The following is a 19,433-nucleotide window of genomic DNA, read 5'->3' as shown; positions in this document are numbered from 1 at the left end:
GCTGAGCCGATCCGGCCCGCTCCCGCACCCGCGGGGGCGGGCCGGATTCTTTTCAGGATTATTTGTACTCGGACGGTCCAAACCGGCCCGGCAGGTGGTGCTCCTCACAGCCTTCGGGAGGGGTACGAGCGGGAGTAGTAGGACGGCGGGGCGGACGGGCCCGGCCCTCGCCCCATGAACGGAGCATCCGATCGCATGATCCTTACTCCATCGGTTTGAATCTCCGGCCCGATGATGACTACACGCCGTAGTACGTCACACGGTTTGGGACTCCGCTCGGTGACGGTTACACCTGAGTGGTCCCCCACTCTGCACGCCCGAACGGGCTCAGCGTGCTGCCCCCGTACGTGTTCGTGAGGTTCCGATGTCTCCTGTCCCCCCGCTGGGGCCGACCCTGTGCCGGCTCGCCGACGCCTTCCTCAGGCAGACCGACCGGAACCGCTCCACCACCGCCGCCGCGGCCGGGGCGGCCGTCCTGACCGGCGCCCTGGTGCTCACCGCCGCGGTCAGCGCCTCGGCGCAGACCATCGCCCCGACCACCCCCGGCAGCTCGGTGTTCACCGCGCCGCACGGCGCGGCCCCGGCCCCGGCGCTGGTCCAGGTCGCCGGCCCCAGCGCGTACAACCTGCCGTCGGAGCAGTCCTCGGCCCAGGACTCGGTGGCGATCGCCGCCAATCTGCTGACCGCGCAGGCGGAGGCCCCGGCGCCGTCCGCCGACCAGGCACCGGCCGAGGAGCAGGCCCCGGCCGAGGAGCAGGCACCCGCCGCCGAGCCGGAGCCCGCGGCACCGGAGCAGGCCCCCGCACCCGCACCCGCACCCGCGCCTGCCCCTGCCTCTGCGCCTGCCCCGGCCCCGGCCCGGCAGTGGTCCGCGCCGATCCCGGGGGCGCCGACCAGCAACCCCTACGGCGTGCGCAACCCCGAGTACGCGGCCGGGTACCACACCGGCGTGGACTTCGCGGTCTCCCCCGGCACCGCGCTGCTCGCGGTCGGCAACGCCACCGTGGTGTCGGCCGGCTGGGACGGCGCCTACGGCAAGGAGGTCGTGCTGCGGCTGGCCGACGGCCGGTACGCCCAGTACGCGCACATGTCGGCGCTCGCGGTGTCGCCGGGTCAGAAGGTCGCGGCCGGGCAGCAGATCGGCCGCTCGGGCAACACCGGCAACTCGACCGGCCCGCACCTGCACTTCGAGATCCGCTCCGCCAACCAGTACGGCGCGGTGATCAACCCGATCGCCTACCTCGCCGCGCGCGGGGTCACCGACTTCTGATCCCCGGAGCGAGCGGGGGTGCGGGCCGCTCGGCCATGCGCCCCCGCTCAGTCCGTCGGAGTGGGCCGGACGATCAGCCGGCAGATCTCCAGCGCCACGTGCTGGGCCGCCTCGATCGCTTCCTCGCGGGTGGCCTCGGCGACCGGGATGTCCCCGACGTAGCGGTCGACCCCGGGCCGCTGGTCCTGGTACAGCAGGAAGAGCGCCGAGTTGATGGTGAACAGGGACATCATCGCCCGCAGCCGGTCCTCGAAGGTCGCCCCCGGGCCGTGCACCAGCCGGACCAGGGCGATCATGCGGTCCCGGAACTCCTGACCGGCCGGCAGGTCGCGCAGCGCGGGCTGGTTCTCCTGGAAGAAGCGCAGCAGCGGCGCCCGCTCGGCCATCCCGGCCGCGAAGCGGCGGATCAGCTCGTCCCGCACCTCGGGGGTCCAGGTCTGCTCGCGGCCCCAGGCGATCAGCTCGTCGATCGGCGCCGCGGTGGTCGCCACGATGCCGTGGACGATGTCTTCCTTCGTCTTGAAGTGGTAGTAGAGCGCGGCCTTGGTGACGCCCAGCCGGTCCGCGATCTCCCGCAGCGAGGTGCGCTCGTAGCCCTGCTCGGAGAAGAGCTCCAGGGCGATCGCGACGATGCGCGCCCGGGTGTCGCTACGGGGGCTCTGCGTCGTGCCCATCGCCTGCCTCTGACTGCGTCGTGGTTCGGTCCCCGGCGACCCGCGGCCGCCGCGGCATGGGCGACGGGCGCCCCGACCGGCGACCACTGGTGCGCCCATTCTTCCTGCCCCGGGAGTCCACCGAAAAACTGGCTTGACGACCGGCTAGTGAACAACCTACCGTGCCCACGGTCCACAAACTAGCCGGGCGACAAGTAAGGGGGCTTCCGCAGGCCCCACCGGTCGCCCGCCCCCTGTCCGGGAGTCCCACCCATGTCACACCCCAAGGCCGGCAACGCGGCCCCCGAGAAGCAACCGGCCGAGGACGAGCAGCCCCGTTCGGCCCGCGAGATCCGCCTGGTCATGATCGGCCTGGTGGTCACCATGCTGCTCGCCATGCTCGACGGCCTGATCGTCGGCACCGCGATGCCGACCATCGTCGGCGAGCTGGGCGGCGCCGAGCACCTCTCGTGGGTGGTCACCTCCTACACCCTGGCCACTGCCGCCTCCACCCCGATCTGGGGCAAGCTCGGCGACCTCTACGGCCGCAAGGGCACCTTCCTCACCTCCATCGTGATCTTCCTGGTGGGCTCGGCGCTCTCCGGCCTCTCCCAGGACATGACGGAGCTCATCGGCTTCCGCGCCCTCCAGGGCCTGGGCGCCGGCGGTCTGATGGTCGGCGTGATGTCGATCATGGGTGCGCTGGTCCCGCCGCGCGACCGCGGCAAGTACCAGGGCATGTTCGCCGCGGTGATGGCGCTCGCCACCATCGGCGGCCCGCTGGTCGGCGGCTTCATCACCGACCACCTGAACTGGCGCTGGACCTTCTACATCAACCTGCCGCTCGGCGCCGTCGCGCTCGCCGTCGTCGTGGTCACCCTGAAGCTGCCGAAGGTCCGCAGCAAGGCCAGGATCGACTACCTCGGCGCGCTGCTGCTCACCACCGGCATCACCTCGCTCACCCTGATCACCACCTGGGGCGGCCAGGAGTACGCCTGGGGCTCGAAGCAGATCCTCGGCCTGAGCGCGCTGGCCGCGGCCACCCTGATCGGGTTCTGCTACGTCGAGCAGCGGGTCGAGGAGCCGATGCTGCCGCTGTCGCTGTTCAAGAACCTGAACTTCACCCTGGTCTCGATCATCGGCTTCGTGGTCGGCTTCGTGATGTTCGGCTCGACCGTCTTCCTGCCGCTCTACCAGCAGACCGTGCAGGGCGCCTCGGCGACCAACTCCGGGCTGCTGCTGATGCCGATGATGTTCGGGATGCTGGTCGTCTCGCTGGTGGTCGGCCAGGCGGTGACCAAGACCGGCAAGTACCGGATCTACCCGATCATCGGCACCGTCGTGATGACCGCCGGCATGCTGCTGCTGTCGACCCTCTCCACCGACACCTCGGGCTTCACCTCCGCCTGCTGGATGGTGGTGCTCGGTGCCGGCATGGGCTTCCTGATGCAGATCACCATGCTGGTCGCGCAGAACAGCGTCGAGCTCAAGGACATGGGTGTGGCCAGCTCCACCGCCACCCTGTTCCGCACCATCGGCGGCTCCTTCGGTGTGGCGCTGTTCGGCGCGCTGTTCAACAACCGGGTCACCGAGACCATGAACGAGCGGCTCGGTTCGGCCGCCGGGGCGGGTGCCGGGCACGGCGGCGACCCGGCCCAGCTGAGCCCGAACGCGCTCAGGGCGCTGCCCGCGCCGGTCCAGGACGCCTACCACCACGCGGTGGCCAACGGCATGCACACCGTCTTCCTCTGGGGTGCGGCCGCCGCCGTGATCTCGGTCGCCGCCGCGGTCTTCATGCGGGAGGTGCCGCTGCGCGGGGCCGGCGGGCCGCCCGCCGACGCCAAGGACGGCGAGGCCGGCAAGGGCGCGGCGATCGGCAACACCGAGGCCGTCGCGATCTGACCCGGTCCGGCACCGGAACGCACCGGGCCCCCGCTCGCCGAACCGGCGGGCGGGGGCCTTCGTTTCCTCCTGGGGCCGGGGGCGCTACGGGGGCCGGGGGCGCTACCGCGTCGGGAGCGCTACCGGGGCAGTCGGTAGACGCCCTGCTCGACCGGCTCGACCAGCCCGTCGGCGACCAGCCCGTCCAGGGCGCGGGCGCGCTGCACGGCGTCCGGCCAGACCGCGTCGAGCCGGGCCTGCGGCACCTCGTCGTGCGCCTCGCGGAGCACCGCGAGCAGCTTGCCGCGCACCTGGCGGTCGGTGCCCTCGTAGGTCTGGCCGCGCCGGGCCGGGCCCTCGTAGGGCGGGCGGCCGGCCCGCTGCCAGGCGCAGGAGGTGAACAGCGGGCAGTCCCCGCACTCCGGGCCCCGGGCCGTGCAGACCAGCGCGCCCAGCTCCATCACGGCGACCGCCCAGGTGGCGGCCGTGCGGTCGGCGGCGGGCAGCAGCGCGGTCGCGGTCCGCCGCTCGGCCGCCGTGGTGGCCTGCGCCGGGTACTCGGCACCGGTCACGGCGCGGGCGAACACCCGGCGGACATTGGTGTCCAGCACCACGTGCCGCTGGCCGAAGGCGAAGGAGGCCACCGCCGCCGCGGTGTACTCGCCGACACCGGGCAGCGAGAGCAGGGTCGCGTGGTCCTCCGGCACCTCGCCGCCGTGCTTCTCGGTGATCGCCACCGCGGCGCCGTGCAGTCGCAGCGCCCGGCGCGGGTAGCCCAGCCGCCCCCACATCCGGACGGCCTCGCCGGGCGCCTCGGCGGCCAGGTCGGCCGGGGTGGGCCAGCGCTCCATCCAGGTCTCCCAGACGGGCAGGACCCGCTTCACCGGGGTCTGCTGGAGCATGAACTCGCTGACCATCACGGCCCAGGGCGAGGCGTCCGGCGTGCGCCAGGGCAGGTCCCTGGCGTTGGCCGCGTACCAGTCGAGGACGGTCGCGTGCAGGACCGGAAGGGGCAGCCCGAGCTTCGGCGCCGCCTCGGCGGGCGCGTCGGCGCCCGGCGGTGCGGCGGGGCCGGCGGGTGCGGGGAAGGCGGGGGTGACGGTGTTGGCAGCCATGGCCCTTCGATCCTCCCACGCCCGGACCGGCCACCGAAGTGGATCACCTGATTCCGCTTCGACGTGCAAAACACCCCATTCAGCCTCGCCCGAACGGCGCAAATGGCGGATCATGTGAAGGAAGGGGTGACTGTGCGGTGTTGGTGCGTCAAGGGGCACACACTGTCTCGTAGAGTTTGGGCGTGCCCTCTCTCCGTCAACCCGTAGGACCGCTGCCGGCCTCGATCTACTGGCGCCGGCGCGTCGTCGTGATCGTCGCCGCCGTCGCGGTCGCCGCCCTCGTCATCTGGCTGATGACCGATCAGGGCGGGGGTGGCGACGTATCGAAGGACAAGGCCGCACAGGCCGTACCGACCCAGTCCCAGAACCAGACGCCCGCCCAGGCGATCACGCCGGGCGCCTCGCCGAGCGGACCGGCCAACAACTCCCGTCCCGGCAGCGGCAGTGGCGGCGGCAGCGCCTCCGGCGGCGCGGTGGGCGGCTCCGGCGGCGGCGACGTCAGCCTGAGCACCGGCGGCACGACCGGCGGCGGCAGCGCCCCGGCACCCGCCACCGGCGGGGCGGCGGGCGGCACCGGCGGCACGGGCAGTGGCGCGGGCACGGCCGGAAGCACCTCGGGCGGCGGCACTCCGGCCGGTACGGGTGGCACGGGCGGCACCGGCGGGGCGGGCGGCAACGGCGGCCAGCCCCCGGTGAACACCGCCGAGATCATGGCCCTGCCGGTCTGCGCCTCCTCCCAGGTGACGCTCAATCTGGCCAGCGCCCAGAACTCCTACCAGCCCAAGGACAAGCCCAAGCTGGCGCTGACCATCAACAACTCCTCCGCCACCAACTGCCGGGTGGACCTGGGCCGGACCGCCTCCGCGATCACCGTCACCGCCAGCAACGGCGAGCGCATCTGGTCCTCCGGCGACTGCCCGGCCGACCGGGGCAGCTCCTGGGTCCAGCTCCCCGCCAACGGCGGGCTGACCGAGACCTTCGGCTGGGACCGGGTCCGCAGCAAGCCGCAGTGCGCGACCGCCGACCCGGCACCCGCGCCGGCCGGCAACTACCTGGTGGTCGCCGACCTCACCGGCCTCTCCGGCGGCCAGGCCTCGGCCCGCTCCCCGATCCGCCTGGAGAACTGAGGCGGGTCCTTCGGACCATGCAGAAGGCCCGGACCGTTCGTACGGTCCGGGCCTTCTGCATGTCCGGGGCTTTCGCGTGTCCGGGGCTTCTGCGGGTCCAGGACCGGGCACCGGGTGGCGCCGCGTCCGATCAGACGTAGCGCTCCAGGATGGACGATTCGGCAAGGCGGGACAGGCCCTCGCGGACCGAGCGGGCCCGGGTCTCGCCGACGCCCTCGACCGTCTGCAGATCGTCGATGCTGGCGGCCAGCAGCTTCTGGAGTCCGCCGAAGTGCTCCACCAGGCGCTCTATCACCGTGTTGGGCAGACGCGGGATCTTGGCCAGCAGCCGGTAGCCGCGCGGCGAGACCGCCGAGTCCAGCGACTCCGGGGTGCCCGAGTAGCCGAGCGCCTTGGCCACCGTCGTGAGGTCGAGCAGCTCGGCGTGGGTCAGCGCCTCCAGGTCGGCCAGGACCTCGGTGACGGTCCGGCCCTTCTTGGCGGCTCGCTCCGGGAAGTAGTCCCGGGCGACCAGCTCGCGCTCCGGCTCCACACCCGCGATCAGCTCGTCCAGCTGGAGCGAGAGCAGCCGGCCGTCGATGCCGAGCTCCAGCACGTAGCCGGCGATCTCGGTGGCGATCAGCCGGACCATCTCCAGCCGCTGGGCGACGGCGGTGACGTCCCGGACCGTCACCAGGTCCTCGATCTCCAGTGCGGAGAGCGTGCCCGCCACCTCGTCCAGGCGCAGCTTGTAGCGCTCCAGGGTGGCCAGCGCCTGGTTCGCGCGGGACAGCACGGTGGTGGAGTCCTCCAGCACCCGGCGGGTGCCGTTGACGTACATGGCGATCAGCCGCATCGAGTGCGAGACCGCCACCACCGGGAAGCCGGTCTGCCGGTTGACCCGCTCGGCGGTGCGGTGCCGGGTGCCGGTCTCGTCGGTCGGGATGGTGGAGTCCGGCATCAGGTGGACGCCGGCCCGGACGATCTTGGTGATGTCCTTGTCCAGCACCACGGCGCCGTCGAGCTTGCACAGCTCGCGCAGCCGGGTCGCGGTGAACTCGACGTCGAGCACGAAGCCGCCGGTACAGATCGGCTCGACGGTCTTGTCGAAACCGAGCACGATCAGACCGCCGGTGTTGGCCCGGAGCACCCGCTCCAGACCGTCACGCAGTGCGGTGCCGGGGGCGATGGCGGTGAGGGAGGCCCGCAGCAGGGCCTCCTCGCGGGAGGACTTGTCCGCCCGGTCGCTGGCTGCCACGTGACTCCTCCGGTCGACCCCGTACCGGGCGCCTCGTGCGGGGGGCGCCGGCCTGCGGTCTGTTGCTCTGTCGCTTAGTACTGCCTTATCACCAATGAGACAGGGGAAAGTCTAACTGCGTGCGGCAACGACAGGGCTTGGGTCAGTGCAGTTCGTCGGAGTCGAGCGGCTCCCACCCCTCCATGACCTCCTCCGGGTAGGCCGCCGGCCGGTGCGCCCGGGGGGCCGGCGGCGCCGACGGGGCCTCACCCTTGGGCTTCGCGGCGGCCCGACGGCGGCCCGGCAGCGCGCGCAGCGCCTCGCCGATGTCCGCCACCTCGACCACCTTCATGCCCGGCGGGACCTTGCCCGGGTCCGGCGGGACGAGGGCGTGGGTGAAGCCCAGCCGGTGCGCCTCGGCCAGCCGCCGCTGCACACCCGTCACCCGCCGCACCTCACCGGCCAGGCCGACCTCGCCGATCGCGACCAGGTTGCTGGGCAGCGGGGTGTCCGAGGAGGAACTGGCCACCGCCAGGGCGATCGCGAGGTCCGCCGAGGGCTCGGAGAGCTTCACCCCGCCGACGGTGGCGGTGTAGATGTCCTGCTTGCCGAGCTTCACGCCGCCGTGCCGCTCGACCACGGCCAGGATCATCGCGATCCGGGGCGACTCCAGACCGGAGGTGGTCCGGCGGGGCGAGGGGATCTGCGAATCCACCATCAGCGCCTGCACCTCGGCGACCAGCGGGCGCTTGCCCTCCAGGGTCACGGTCAGGCACGTCCCGGGCACCGGCTTGTCACGCCTGGTCAGGAAGAGGCCGGACGGATCGGCCAGGCCCTCGATGCCCTCGTCGTGCAGCTCGAAGCAGCCGACCTCGTCGGTCGCGCCGTACCGGTTCTTGATCCCGCGGATGATCCGCAGCCGGGCGTGGCGGTCGCCCTCGAAGCTCAGGACGACGTCCACCAGGTGCTCCAGCAGGCGGGGGCCCGCGATCTGGCCGTCCTTGGTGACATGGCCGACCAGCAGGGTGGCCATGCCCCGGTCCTTGGAGGCCCGGATCAGCGCGCCGGCCACCTCACGGACCTGGGCCGGGCCGCCGGGCGCGCCGTCCAGCTCGGCGGAGGCGATGGTCTGCACCGAGTCCAGGATCAGCAGGCCGGGGTCGACCGCCTCGATGTGGCCGAGGACGGCGCCGAGGTCGGACTCCGCGGCCAGGTAGAGGTGGTCGGAGAGCGCGTTGATCCGGTCGGCGCGCAGCCGCACCTGGCCGGCCGACTCCTCGCCGGTGACGTAGAGCGTGCGGTGCCGCTCACTGGCCGCCTTGGCCGCGACGTCCAGCAGCAGGGTGGACTTGCCGACACCGGGCTCGCCGGCCAGCAGCACCACGGCGCCCGGGACCAGGCCGCCGCCGAGCACCCGGTCCAGCTCGGGCACGCCGGTGGAGCGGGCCGTCGCCACCTGGCCGTCCACCTGGCCGATCGGGCGGGCGGGCGAGCTGACCGGCCCGGCGGCCGTCGTCCGGATCGGCACCGCGCCGTACTCCTCGACCGTGCCCCAGGCGTTGCACTCCGGGCAGCGGCCGACCCACTTGGGCAGCTGGTTGCCGCACTCGGTGCAGCGGTACGCCGGGCGCGGCTTGGCGGTGGTCTTGGTACGGGCAGCCATGCGGTCACCGTAGCGTCCGGGTACGACAACGCGGGGGGCGGCCGGGCCGGGCGGCGCCGGCCGGGGACGCGCGGGGGCCGGAGGGGGAGCCGGTCCACGAATGAGCGATGTTGTTACCCGAAAGAAGTACAACCGGGCGGAATGGCCCGGGCCGGGCCGCCGCCGTCTCTACCGTCGGACGGGTGACGACGAGTACGGAAGGGCCGCGCGACGCCGTCCTCGCGGCATACGAGCGACAGGTCGACGGCCTCTTCACCTACTGCCTCTCGGTGCTGTGCGAGCACGAGGCCGCGGCGGCCGCCCTGCGGGAGGTGCGCGAGCTGGCGGTGCGGCACGGCGCCCGGCTGGCCGAGCCCGGGCTGCTCCGGGCCTGGCTCTACTCGCTGGCCCGGTACTGCTGCCTGCGGCGACTGGCGGACGGCCCGCAGGGCGGCCCGGAGACCGGCGCGGCGGGCACGGCGGGTGCGGCGGGGGGTGTGCGCGGGATCGGGGTGGTCGGCGCGGGCCGGGACACGCCGGGCCGGGACGCGGCGGGGAGGGCACCGGGCGGGGACGGCGACGGCGGGACGGAGGCGGTCCGGCGGCGGCGCGAGCTGGCCTCACTGGCCTGGCCCGAGGCGGCCGGCACCGATCCCGAGCAGCGCGAGGCGCTGGAGCTGGCCGTCCGCCACCGGCTCAGCCCGATCGAGGTGGCCGCCGTGCTGGGGCAGCCCTTCGACACCGTCCGGGTGCTGCTCGCCTCCGCGCGGGCCGAGGTCGACCGGACCAGGGCCGCCCTGCTGGTGCTCGGCGTGGGCAGCTGCCCCGAACTGGACCGGCTCGGCGGCGCCGGGGCGGAGAGCTGGCGGGACTGGGTGCTCGGCCCGGCGCTCCGGCGCGAGCTGGTGCAGCACGTGGTGGACTGCCCGACCTGCCGGGGGACTGCGGAGCGGGTCGCGGGCGAGGTGCCGCAGGGCCCGGGGCTGTCCGGGCTGCCGGTGCTCACCGCGCCGGCCGGGGCGGTGTCGGGGCCCGGCCCGGGAGCTGCGGCGGGCTCCCCCGCCGGCGGCTCCGGCGCTCCGGCGGGCACCCTGGCGTTCCTGCCGCCGGCGACCCGGGAGCCGGCCGGGCGGCGGGCGGGCACGCCGGTCCCGGTGACCGAGCCGGGACTCCGCTTCGACCAGGGCGGGTTCCCCCGCCATCGCGCGCCGGACTCCGGTCGCGGGCCCACGGTGCGGCGCCGGGTGGTCACCACCGGGGTACTGGCCGCCGTCCTGGCCGCGCCGGTGGTCGCGCTGTGGGCCGGGCACCGGAGCGGCGGCGGGCCGGGGGCGGCCGCGGCGGTCTCCTCGGTCCGGGTCGAGGACGACGGGCGCCCGGAGGGCGGGAGGCGTCCCGGGGGCGCGGCGGACGCCACGGCGGGCCGGGGCCCGGACGCCCCGGCCGTCCCGGTGGACGGCACGGTGCTCGGCGCCGTGGTCGGCGCGGCCGGGGGGACCGGCGGAATCGGTGGGACCGGCGGGTCCGCGGGCCGGGGTGCCGGACCGGCGGTGGCCGGGATGGAGCTCGCCGGGGCGGGGCCGCTCAGTGCAGAAACGTTGCTGCCGGGGATCCAGGGCCCGCTGATCCCGGTCCCGGCCCACGGTGCGACCCCGCTCGCCAGCCCCACCCTGGTCGCGGCACCGGCCCCCGCCGGCGGGGCGGCGGTCGTGCCGTCCGGCCCGGGCGGCTCCTCGAACGGTGCGCCCGCACCGTCCGGTCTGCTGACCGTCGAGGCGGGCGAGTACGGCAACCGGACTGTGCTCACCCTCACCAACTCCGGCGGCACCGAGATCCGCTGGCACGCCGTGGTGGACGCGTCCTGGCTGCGGCTCAGCCGCGACTCCGGGACGCTCGCGCCCGGGCAGCGGATCACGGTGATCGTCAGCGTCGACGAGGACCTCGCCCCGGCGACCCGCTGGACCGCCCGGATCGCGCTGCCGCCCTCGCAGGCCGTGGTCACCCTGGAGGGCGGACCGCAGCACCGCGGCGGGTCCACCTCGGCCCCGGCCGAACCGGGCACCGGCGAACCGACCGCCGCGCCGAGCCCCACCCCCACCGGTGGGCCGACCCCGTCCGGCACCCCGTCCCCCACCGCCCCTCCGTCGGCCACCCCGGCCCCGACGACGACCCCGACCGGCGGCGCGACCCCCACCGCGACGCCCGCGTCGCCCACACCGGCACCCACGTCCACGCCGGCTCCGACCGGGTCGGCGACCCCGTCCCCGGCCCCGTCCACCGCCGCTCCCTCCGGGCCGGCCCCCTCGACGGGCCCCACGCCGCACTGAGCCGCCCGGGGCGGCCCGCCGACCCCCGCTACCGCCGGCGCAGCGGCGGGACGCGGTACGAGCCGTCCAGGGCCGCCGGGCCGGGACGGTAGAGGCGCAGCACCGCGGTGAACGGGCCCTCGGGCACGGGCAGCCAGTTGGCGGCCCCGGCCGGGTCGGCGGGCCGCTCGCGGCACAGGTGGAGGGTGAGACCGCCGTCCGGGTCGCGGACCAAGCCGGGGGTCCGGTCGCCGATCGCGTACCGGCCGCCCGGGTCGGGCACCAGCCGGTGGTCGGGCAGGCCGTACCCGGTGAGGGACCAGAAGGCCGCCACCGGCGGCAGGCCGTCCGGCGGGAAGCGGAGGGTGTAGCGGTGGGCGCCGTCCAGCGGACGCCCTTCGGCGTCCTCGGTGGTGGCCGCCGACAGCGCCTCGTAGGCGTGGCTGCCCCAGAGGCCGGCCCGGGCGGCGGCGGCCCGGCTGAGGTAGCCGGCGCGGCGGTCCGCGATCCGCCACTCGGGGCCGTCCAGGGTGCCCGGGCCGAGGAAGTCGACGTTGTGGTCGAACAGGTGGAGCGCCGCCCGCCATGCACCCACCGGGTGGTCCTCGGGCGGCCGGGTGGCGTCCTCGACGCGTTCGCGTCCGGCGGCGAGGCCGCTCGCCAGGGCGAGCGTCCAGTCCGGGACGGCCCTGCGGTACGGGGAGGGCCCGGGGTCGAGCAGGCCGAGCGGCGCGAACCGCTGCTGGTAGTCCCGGTCGGGCTCGGCCGGGGGGAAGGCGGCCGCCCAGACCCGGAGCCGTTCGAAGAAGGCCAGCCGCTCGGGCACCTCCGGGTCCGGCGCCGGCAGTCCGGCGGCGAGTCCGCCCGGCTCCATCGGTTCGAGGGCCAGCCCGGCCTGGAGCGCCCGCACCCGGGGCAGGTCGTCCGGACCGGCGCAGGCGAACCGGCCGACGAGGACGGCGACGGTCGTCGGCGCGACGATCACCCGGTCCGGGTCGGTCGGGGTGCCGTGCCACCCGGGCGGGACGATCAGCCAGGTCTGCGCGGCGGTGCCGGTGGCGCGGCTGCCGATGTAGGCGAAGTTGGCGGTCCAGGCGTCGACGAACTGCAGCACGTAGTAGGCCGCTCCGGCCTCGGGCACCCGCAGCAGCAGCGGCCCCTCGGAGAGGTCCAGCGGGGCGGCCGAGTAGAGGACGTCGACGTTGGCGGAGCCGAACTCGTCCTCGGGGCCCGCCGGACGGGTGGCGTGGGCGAACCGGTTGAACGGGGCGGGCGGCAGGACGCCCAGGCCGCCGTCGACGAAGCGGTCGAGCATGGTGAGGCCGGCGACCAACGGATAGCCGTAGACATAGGCGTCGGCGGCCATGGCCTCCAGCTCGGGCTGGGTCATGGGGCGTCCTTCCCGGGCCCTGCGGTGGCCCTCAGGTCAGCACGGGGTGAGCGGGGGCGGCGTCCAGCGGCCGTCGAGCACCGCCCCGTCCGGGCCGTAGACGCGCAGCACCGCGGTGAACGGGCCGTCGGGCGCGGGCAGCCAGTTGGCGGCCCCGGCCGGGTCGGCGGGCCGCTCGCGGCACAGGTGGAGGGTGAGAGCGCCGTCCGGGTCGCGGACCAGGCCCGGGGTGCGGTCGCCGATCGCGTAGCGGTCCAGAACGTTGTCGACCAGTTGGCGGCCGGGCAGCGCGTACATGGTGACGGACCAGAAGTAGCGGGCGGGCGGCAGCGCGTCCGGCGGGAACCGCAGCAGGTGGCCGTGCCGGCCGGCGTCGGGCGGCCGCTCCCCCTCGCTGTCCGCCTGCCAGGCGCCGTACCAGGCCTCCTCGACCGGCAGCCCGTACAGGCCGGTGAGCGCGCCGACGGCCTGTTCCAGGTACCGGGTGCCGATCTGCTCGCGGGTGCCGAAGAGCCCGACCGAGGACTCGGTGCGCGCGACGGCGCGGGCGAGTTCGGCCTTGCCGTCGGCGATGCCGCGTTCGATCTCGGCCCGGACCGCGAGGGGCAGCACGGCCGGTTCGAACTCGCCCCGGCCGTCGACGCCGAGGTCGGTCAGCCGGCCGCGCAGCTCGGCCTCGGCGGGCAGCACCGGGAAGAAGCCGAGCAGGAAGTCGAGGTAGGAGAGGAACTCGACGGTGTCCATCGCCTCTTCGCGCCAGACCGGCCAGACCGGTTGCGGGGCGGGCTCGGGCTCAGGGGTGCCGGTGTACTCGTGCAGCGGGCGGAGCCGGTAGCCCTGCTGGATCACGCCGAGCTCCCGCACGGCGTCGGCGGAGGCGCCGTCGGACTGGGTGCGGCCGACGATGCCGACCAGCCGGGTCGCCGCGCGGATCACGCTGCTGATGCCGAGCGGCGGCTCGCCGTGCCAGTCCGGGCCGGCCACCAAGTGGTCGCCGGCCTCCGGGCCGGTGCTCCGGGAGCCGACGAACCCGGCGTAGACGGTGTCCAGCTCGTGCACCGGCAGGACGTAGTAGCGGTCCGTCGCGGGCACCGAGAGCACCCACGGCTCGGTCCGCAGGTCGAGCCAGGCCCAGGAGTACGGGGTGTCGTTGTTGGGGGTGACGACATCGGTGTTGGCCGGGGTGAAGGGGTGCGGGTAGTGCCGGAAGACGCCGAAGCCGCCGACGTAGCGGGGGTCCGCGTCGTCCAGTGCCTGGGTCCAGAGGGTGCGGTAGTTCTGCAGGATCGGCCAGCCGCGGATCCACGCCCGGGCGGCGGTCGCGCGGATGGTGTCCGGGTCCACGAGTGCCGGGTTGACCATGGTGCCGCTCTCCCCTGCGTCGGGCGTGGCGTCGATATCGGTACAAACCGGATGCTATGCGGGTCTCCGGGGGGCGGCATCCCGGTGGCGGCGGCAGGGGGTGGACGGGCACGGAGGGGCGGGGTGCGGAGGCGGAGGGGCTGGATGCGGGGACGAGGTGCGGGGGCGGCGTACTGGAGGGCGGGCCTCCGCCCAGGGCGAACGGCGGTATGCGGAGCGATCGACCGGGACAGTCTTGCCGGTATGAAGATCCTTCTGCTCGGCGGCTCCTCCTTCCTGGGACGGGCGTTCGCCTCCGAGGCCCTCGCCCGGGGCCACGAGGTCACCACCTTCAACCGCGGCCGCACGGCCGCCGACCTGCCCGGTGTCGAGGCCGTCCGCGGCGACCGCGACTCGGCCGAGGACCTGGCACGGCTGGTCGATGGCCGGCACTGGGACGCCGTGGTCGACACCTCGGCCCAGCAGCCCGCCCAGGCCGCGGCCACGGCCCGGCTGCTGCACGACCGGGCCGGCCACTACACGCTGATCTCCTCCGTCCACGCCTTCGCCGACTGGCCGGCCCGGGCCGTCGACGAGACCTCGCCGCTGCACCCCTGCCCGGCCGACACCCCGCCCGGGCAGGAGTTCAGCGCCGGACTCAAGGCCGGCTGCGAACGCGCCGTCCTGGAGTACTTCGGCGCCGACCGCGCGCTGGTCCTCAACAGCGGCCTGCTGATCGGCCCGTACGAGCGGGGCGGCCGGCTGCCCTGGTGGCTGGAGCGGATGGCCCGGGGCGGCCGGGTCCTGGCGCCGGGCGAGCCGGGCCGGCCGATGCAGTTGATCGACGTCCGGGACTTCGCGGCCTTCGGTCTCGACCTGCTGACGGCGGGCACCACCGGGAGCTTCCTCACCACGGCGCCGCCCGACCTGCTCACCTACGGGGAGTTCCTGGCGGGGTGCGCGGCGGTGGCCGGCGGCGCGGACGTCGAGCTGGTCTGGGTCCCGGACGGGCAGTTGCTGAAGGAGGGGCCGGACAGCGTCCAGCCGTGGAGCGAACTGCCGCTCTGGCTGCCCGAGGGGGCCGAGTCGGCGGGGACCTGGCGGGTCGACACCGGACGGGCGGAGGCGGCCGGACTGCGCTGCCGGCCCTTCGCCGAGACCGCCCGGGACACCTGGGACTGGCTGCGCCGGCGCGGACCGGCCGAGGACACCGAGCCGGACGGGCGCAAGCGCGGCCGGATCACGCACGGGATCGAGCCGGAGAAGGAGCGGCGGCTGCTGGGGGCCTCGGCCTGACGGCGGCGGGTCCGGGACCGGTCCCGGACCTGCCCCCGGGGAGAGCGGGGCGCCCGCTCCCCCGGCGGCGTCGCCTCGCCCGGCGGCGTCGCCCTCGCCCGGCGGCGTCGCCCGGCCTCAGTGCGTCCGGCGCGTGACCAGCTCGGCGAGCGCGAGCAACTCGTCGGCCGCGGAGGGCTCGGGCACCGCGACGGCCAGCTGGGACATCGCCGCCGCCATCCGCTCGCAGGACTCGCCCTGGGCCCAGGCCCGCCCGCCCGCTCCCTCGACGGCCGCCGCGCAGCTCGCCAACTCCTCGGCGGTCAGCTGGCGTTCCAGCGCGTACAGCTCCGCCAGCCGGTCCCCGTCGGGCGTCCCGGAGCGGAGCGCGGCGACCACCGGCAGCGACTTCTTGCGGACCAGGAGGTCCGCGCCGACCGGCTTGCCGGTGACCTCCGGGTCCCCCCAGATGCCGATCAGGTCGTCGATCAGCTGGAAGGCCAGCCCGATCTCCCGGCCGAAGCCGTCCAGCGCCTGCGCGGCCTCCTCGGAGCCGCCCGCGTACCGGGCGCCCATCGCGCAGGCGGCGCCGAGCAGCGCACCGGTCTTGGCCTCGGCCATCGCCAGGCACTCGGTCAGCGAGACGTCGCTGCGCTGCTCGAAGGCGCAGTCGATCTGCTGGCCCTCGCACAGCTCCACCACGCAGTCGGCCAGCCGGCGGACGGCGTCGCCCGCCACCGCGTGGCCGTCCTCGGCCAGCAGGCGCAGGGCCAGCGAGTGCATCGCGTCGCCGGCCAGGATGGCCTCGGTGGTGCCGAACACCAGCCAGGCGGTGGGGCGGTGCCGCCTGGTCTCGTCCCGGTCGATGATGTCGTCGTGCAGCAGCGTGAAGTTGTGCACCAGCTCGACGGCGGCCGCGGCGGCGGTGGCCTTGGCCGGGTCCCCGCCGAGGGCCTGGGTGGCGGCGAGCACCAGGGCGGGCCGGATGGCCTTGCCGGAGGGCGCGGCCGACGGCGAGCCGTCCGCCTCCCACCAGCCGAAGTGGTAGCCGGCCACCCGGCGCATGGTGCCGGGCAGCGAGTCCACGGCGGCCCGCAGCACCGGGTCGACCAGGGTGCGGGTGCGCGCGAGGACGTCCCGCGCCTCGTGCCCCTCACGATGGTCGCGCTCCAGCGTGAACATTCCCATGGGTCCTCCCCCTTGGTGGTACGACGGGCCGGCCCGGTGGCGGACGGGCCCTGCGGCGGGCCGGGATCGTCAGGGGTGCCGCCCGGCCGGGGACGGTTTCCCCGGCCGGACGGACGACGCGGTCCCGGCCGACCCGGTCAGTCCTGGCGGTGGGCGATGTCGACGTTCTCCAGCACGCCGACGGCGTCCGGCACCAGAATCGCGGCCGAGTAGTAGGCGCTCACCAGATAGGAAATGATGGCCTTCTCGTCGATTCCCATGAATCGCACCGAAAGGCTCGGCTCGACTTCATCCGGAATTCCGGTCTGGTGCAGACCGATGACACCCTGGTTCTCCTCGCCGGTACGCATCGCGAGGATCGAGGTGGTGCTGTCGCCGGTGATCGGGATCTTGTTGCACGGCAGGAGCGGCACTCCGCGCCAGCCGAGCACCTGGCGGCCCTGCAGCTCGACGGTGTCCGGGTAGAGGCCGCGCCGGTTCCACTCGCGGCCGATGGCGGCGATGGCCCTCGGGTGGGCCAGGAAGAGCTTGGTGCCGCGGCGGCGGCTCAGCAGCTCGTCCATGTCGTCCGGGGTGGGCGGGCCGGAGTGGGTCTGGATCCGCTGCTCGTGGTCGGCGTTCCGGAGCAGACCGAACTCCGGGTTGTTGATCAGCTCGTGCTCCTGGCGCTCGCGCAGCGCCTCGACGGTCAGCCGGAGCTGGTGCTCGGTCTGGTTCATCGGCTGGTTGTAGAGGTCGGCGACCCGGGAGTGCACCTTGAGCACCGTCTGCGCGACGCTGAGCTCGTACTCGCGCGGCCTGAGCTCGTAGTCCACGAAGGCGGTGGGGAGTTCGTACTCGCCGTGGTGGCCGGCGGAGAGGCCGATCGCGGCCTCGCCGTGCTTGTTCTGCGGCTGCTGGAAGCCTTCCAGGTACTCCATGATCTGCAGCTGGAGGGCGTCGGAGCGGTCGACGAGCTCCTGGAAGTCGGCCCGGCGCAGCGACAGTACGGTGCCGGCGGTGGCCGCCCGGACGGTGTAGGGCCAGTCGCCGCCCTCCTGCCGGAGCGCCTCGTCGCCGAGGTGGTCGCCGTCGGCCAGGCTGCCGACCACCGTCTCCTCGCCGTACTTGCCCGTTCCCAACCGGTCGAGCTTCCCGTACGCGATGATGAAGACCTCGTCGATCGGCGCTCCGGCGGCGACCAGGACCTCACCCGCGGAGAACTCGCGTTGGACGAAGCGCCCGGCCAGCTCGTCCAGCACCGCGTCGTCCGGGAAGCCCCGCAGGACCGGCACCTCGCGCAGGGTCTGGGGCAGGATCCGGGCCTGGCTGCCCGTCCGGTCGAAGCTCACCCGGCCGCGGCCGACGGCGTGGCGCAGCCGGCGGTTGACCCGGTAGGTGCCGCCCGAGACCTGGACCCAGGGGAGCGTCCTGAGCAGCCAACGGGGGCTGATCTCCTGCATCTGGGGCGCGGACTTGGTCGTCGTCGCCAGGTTGCGCGCGGCCGCGGTCGCGAGACTCTGCTGGTCCCGGGCCTGCGCTTCACCGCCCGGTGCAGGAATACCGACGTTGGTTTCGGTCGACATAGGGAGCCCTTCGCGTACCCGTACCCGATGAAGTGTCGCCTTGCAACTTGCAACATTCATGGTGGGCCCATTCGGAGGGCTGCCGCAATCACTCTTTCGAGTGGTCGGAATAACCGAAAAAATAGTACGAATAGAATGTCTGATCGATATTGAATCGATCAAGTGATCCAATACTTTCCGGAACGGGACGGTCCGGTTCACTCCCCCGGTCGGCCCGCGGCGGACCCGCGACGGACCCACCCCGCGTTCGGGCCCGTTCGACAGGCCGCTAAGGTGCCACCTCAAAGGGCCACGGAGCCAGGACGAATGCGGCCGAACCAGCGCCCTTCCCTCTCGTTCACCCCTGCCCTGGGAGCCCCCTTGAGCGCCCCCGTCACCGTCTGGCTCAACCGCACGTACGCCGAGAACGTGTTCTTCATCGAACAGCTGCACGCCGCCCCCCGCGCCGTCCGGGTCCACGCGACCCACGTCGACCCCGACTCCCCCGTCCTCGCCGCCGCCGACACCGCCGGCCTGGAACCCGCCGACCTCACCCCCGACGCCTACGTCGCCTACGCCCTCGACCACTGCGCCCGCCACCGCGTCGACGTGTTCGTGCCCCGGCTGCACCAGCTCGCGATATCCCTGCACCGCCACGAGTTCGAGGCCGTCGGCACCGCCCTCGCCTGCCCGCCCGCCACCGCGATCGCCGCCTTCGACAGCAAGGCCGACGGCTACGCGGCGATCGCCGCCGCCGGACTGCCCACCCCGCCCTGGTGGCTGGTGCGCACCGCCGAGGAACTGGTCGGCGCCGTCGACCTGATCGAGGCGGCCGGCCTCACTGCCTGCCTCAAGCCCGCCTCCGGCGCCGGTGGGGAGGGCTTCCGGGTGCTCACCCGCGAACCCTTCGGACTGCACCGGCTGGCCGGCTGGGACAGCCGGGTCCAGGTCGACCAGGTGGTCGCCGCGCTCGACCGGGCGGCCCGCGAGAACCCCGGCACCAGTGCCGACCTGCTGGTCATGCCCTACCTCGACGGCCCCGAGGTGTCCGTGGACTGCCTCGCCGACCTGGACGGCACCCTGCTGGCCGGCGTCGGCCGCAGCAAGCACCGGCGCCGCCGCAGCTTCACCACCGAGCCGCGGTACCTCGAACCGGCCCGCCGCCTGGTCGAAGCCACCGGCATGGCCTACCTCTCCAATGTGCAGTTCCGCCACCTGCACGGGGAGCCGGTGGTCATCGACGTCAACACCCGCCCCTCCGGCGGACTGCACCAGCTGCGGCTGTGCGGGCTCAACCTGCCCTGGAACGCGGTGCAGTTGGCGCTCGGCGAACGCCCGGACACCGACTGGGCCGGGGACCCGACGGGGATCGAGTACACCCTGGTGTCCGGCATCCAGCCGGTCCTGCCGCGCCAGCCGGCGCCCCTCGTCCCGGCCGGCCGGCCGACGGCCGAGCTGGTGTCCTGACCCGTCGTCACCCCATCG

14 protein-coding genes are annotated in these 19,433 nt (G+C 74.4%); 6 read left to right on the top strand and 8 right to left on the bottom strand.

Translation table 11 applies throughout. From position 1 onward, the window contains the following. Nucleotides 1–364: 364 nt before the first annotated feature. Complete coding sequence (locus IF01_RS49265) at nucleotides 365–1,270, top strand: M23 family metallopeptidase (protein WP_051755334.1); 906 nt, start codon at nucleotides 365–367, stop codon at nucleotides 1,268–1,270. 47 nt (nucleotides 1,271–1,317) lie between these two features. On the opposite strand, the gene IF01_RS0114250 is transcribed toward IF01_RS49265, so the two are convergent. Further along, entirely contained in the window at nucleotides 1,318–1,944 is a 627-nt protein-coding gene (locus IF01_RS0114250) for a TetR/AcrR family transcriptional regulator (protein WP_051741600.1), read from the bottom strand. A 252-nt stretch (nucleotides 1,945–2,196) separates the two neighbouring features. Here IF01_RS0114250 and IF01_RS0114245 point away from each other — a divergent pair, with 252 nt between their 5' ends. After that, nucleotides 2,197–3,825 (top strand): MDR family MFS transporter, encoded by a 1,629-nt coding sequence (locus tag IF01_RS0114245; protein ID WP_094745537.1) that lies wholly within the window; start codon nucleotides 2,197–2,199, stop codon nucleotides 3,823–3,825. 119 nt (nucleotides 3,826–3,944) lie between these two features. Here the strand turns inward: IF01_RS0114245 and IF01_RS0114240 are convergent, their stop codons facing one another. Continuing rightward, on the bottom strand, nucleotides 3,945–4,919 hold the full coding sequence (locus tag IF01_RS0114240; RefSeq protein ID WP_030393749.1) for an HhH-GPD family protein: 975 nt from the start codon (nucleotides 4,917–4,919) through the stop codon (nucleotides 3,945–3,947). 182 nt (nucleotides 4,920–5,101) lie between these two features. On the opposite strand from IF01_RS0114240, the gene IF01_RS50980 reads away from it, so the two are divergent. Next, nucleotides 5,102–6,046: a hypothetical protein gene (locus IF01_RS50980; protein ID WP_030393748.1), complete on the top strand. Its 945-nt coding sequence runs from the start codon at nucleotides 5,102–5,104 to the stop codon at nucleotides 6,044–6,046. A 130-nt stretch (nucleotides 6,047–6,176) separates the two neighbouring features. On the opposite strand, the gene disA is transcribed toward IF01_RS50980, so the two are convergent. Both disA and radA read right to left on the bottom strand, forming a co-directional pair. Continuing rightward, nucleotides 6,177–7,283, bottom strand: coding sequence for a DNA integrity scanning diadenylate cyclase DisA (gene disA, locus IF01_RS0114230; protein ID WP_051741604.1), 1,107 nt, complete (start codon nucleotides 7,281–7,283; stop codon nucleotides 6,177–6,179). A gap of 142 nt (nucleotides 7,284–7,425) precedes the next feature. Then, nucleotides 7,426–8,925 (bottom strand): DNA repair protein RadA, encoded by a 1,500-nt coding sequence (gene radA, locus IF01_RS0114225; protein WP_030393746.1) that lies wholly within the window; start codon nucleotides 8,923–8,925, stop codon nucleotides 7,426–7,428. A 182-nt stretch (nucleotides 8,926–9,107) separates the two neighbouring features. Between radA and IF01_RS0114220 the strand changes: the two genes are divergently transcribed. Next, on the top strand, nucleotides 9,108–11,231 hold the full coding sequence (locus tag IF01_RS0114220) for a BACON domain-containing protein (protein ID WP_051755329.1): 2,124 nt from the start codon (nucleotides 9,108–9,110) through the stop codon (nucleotides 11,229–11,231). A gap of 28 nt (nucleotides 11,232–11,259) precedes the next feature. On the opposite strand, the gene IF01_RS0114215 is transcribed toward IF01_RS0114220, so the two are convergent. Next, nucleotides 11,260–12,600 carry a DUF1254 domain-containing protein gene (locus IF01_RS0114215; RefSeq protein ID WP_030393744.1) on the bottom strand — a complete coding sequence of 447 codons (1,341 nt, stop codon included), beginning with the start codon at nucleotides 12,598–12,600 and terminating at the stop codon, nucleotides 11,260–11,262. Nucleotides 12,601–12,636: 36 nt separating this feature from the next. Further along, a complete protein-coding gene (locus IF01_RS0114210; protein WP_030393743.1) occupies nucleotides 12,637–13,962 on the bottom strand; it encodes a DUF1254 domain-containing protein in 1,326 nt (441 codons plus the stop codon). Between the two features lie 243 nt (nucleotides 13,963–14,205). Here IF01_RS0114210 and IF01_RS0114205 point away from each other — a divergent pair, with 243 nt between their 5' ends. Continuing rightward, nucleotides 14,206–15,237, top strand: a complete 1,032-nt coding sequence (locus IF01_RS0114205; protein WP_030393742.1) for an NAD-dependent epimerase/dehydratase family protein — start codon at nucleotides 14,206–14,208, stop codon at nucleotides 15,235–15,237. Nucleotides 15,238–15,354: 117 nt separating this feature from the next. Here IF01_RS0114205 and IF01_RS0114200 read toward each other — a convergent pair whose 3' ends face one another. Both IF01_RS0114200 and IF01_RS0114195 read right to left on the bottom strand, forming a co-directional pair. After that, nucleotides 15,355–16,404 (bottom strand): family 2 encapsulin nanocompartment cargo protein polyprenyl transferase, encoded by a 1,050-nt coding sequence (locus IF01_RS0114200; protein ID WP_030393741.1) that lies wholly within the window; start codon nucleotides 16,402–16,404, stop codon nucleotides 15,355–15,357. A gap of 137 nt (nucleotides 16,405–16,541) precedes the next feature. Further along, nucleotides 16,542–17,969: a family 2B encapsulin nanocompartment shell protein gene (locus IF01_RS0114195; RefSeq protein WP_030393740.1), complete on the bottom strand. Its 1,428-nt coding sequence runs from the start codon at nucleotides 17,967–17,969 to the stop codon at nucleotides 16,542–16,544. 360 nt (nucleotides 17,970–18,329) lie between these two features. Here IF01_RS0114195 and IF01_RS0114190 point away from each other — a divergent pair, with 360 nt between their 5' ends. Next, entirely contained in the window at nucleotides 18,330–19,415 is a 1,086-nt protein-coding gene (locus IF01_RS0114190) for an ATP-grasp domain-containing protein (protein WP_030393739.1), read from the top strand. The last annotated feature ends 18 nt before the right edge of the window (nucleotides 19,416–19,433 follow it).

This window comes from Kitasatospora purpeofusca (genome assembly GCF_000718025.1).
Taxonomy (GTDB): domain Bacteria; phylum Actinomycetota; class Actinomycetes; order Streptomycetales; family Streptomycetaceae; genus Kitasatospora; species Kitasatospora purpeofusca.
Note: the sequence above shows the minus strand (reverse complement) of the source record. Positions and strands in the feature narration are given on the sequence as shown.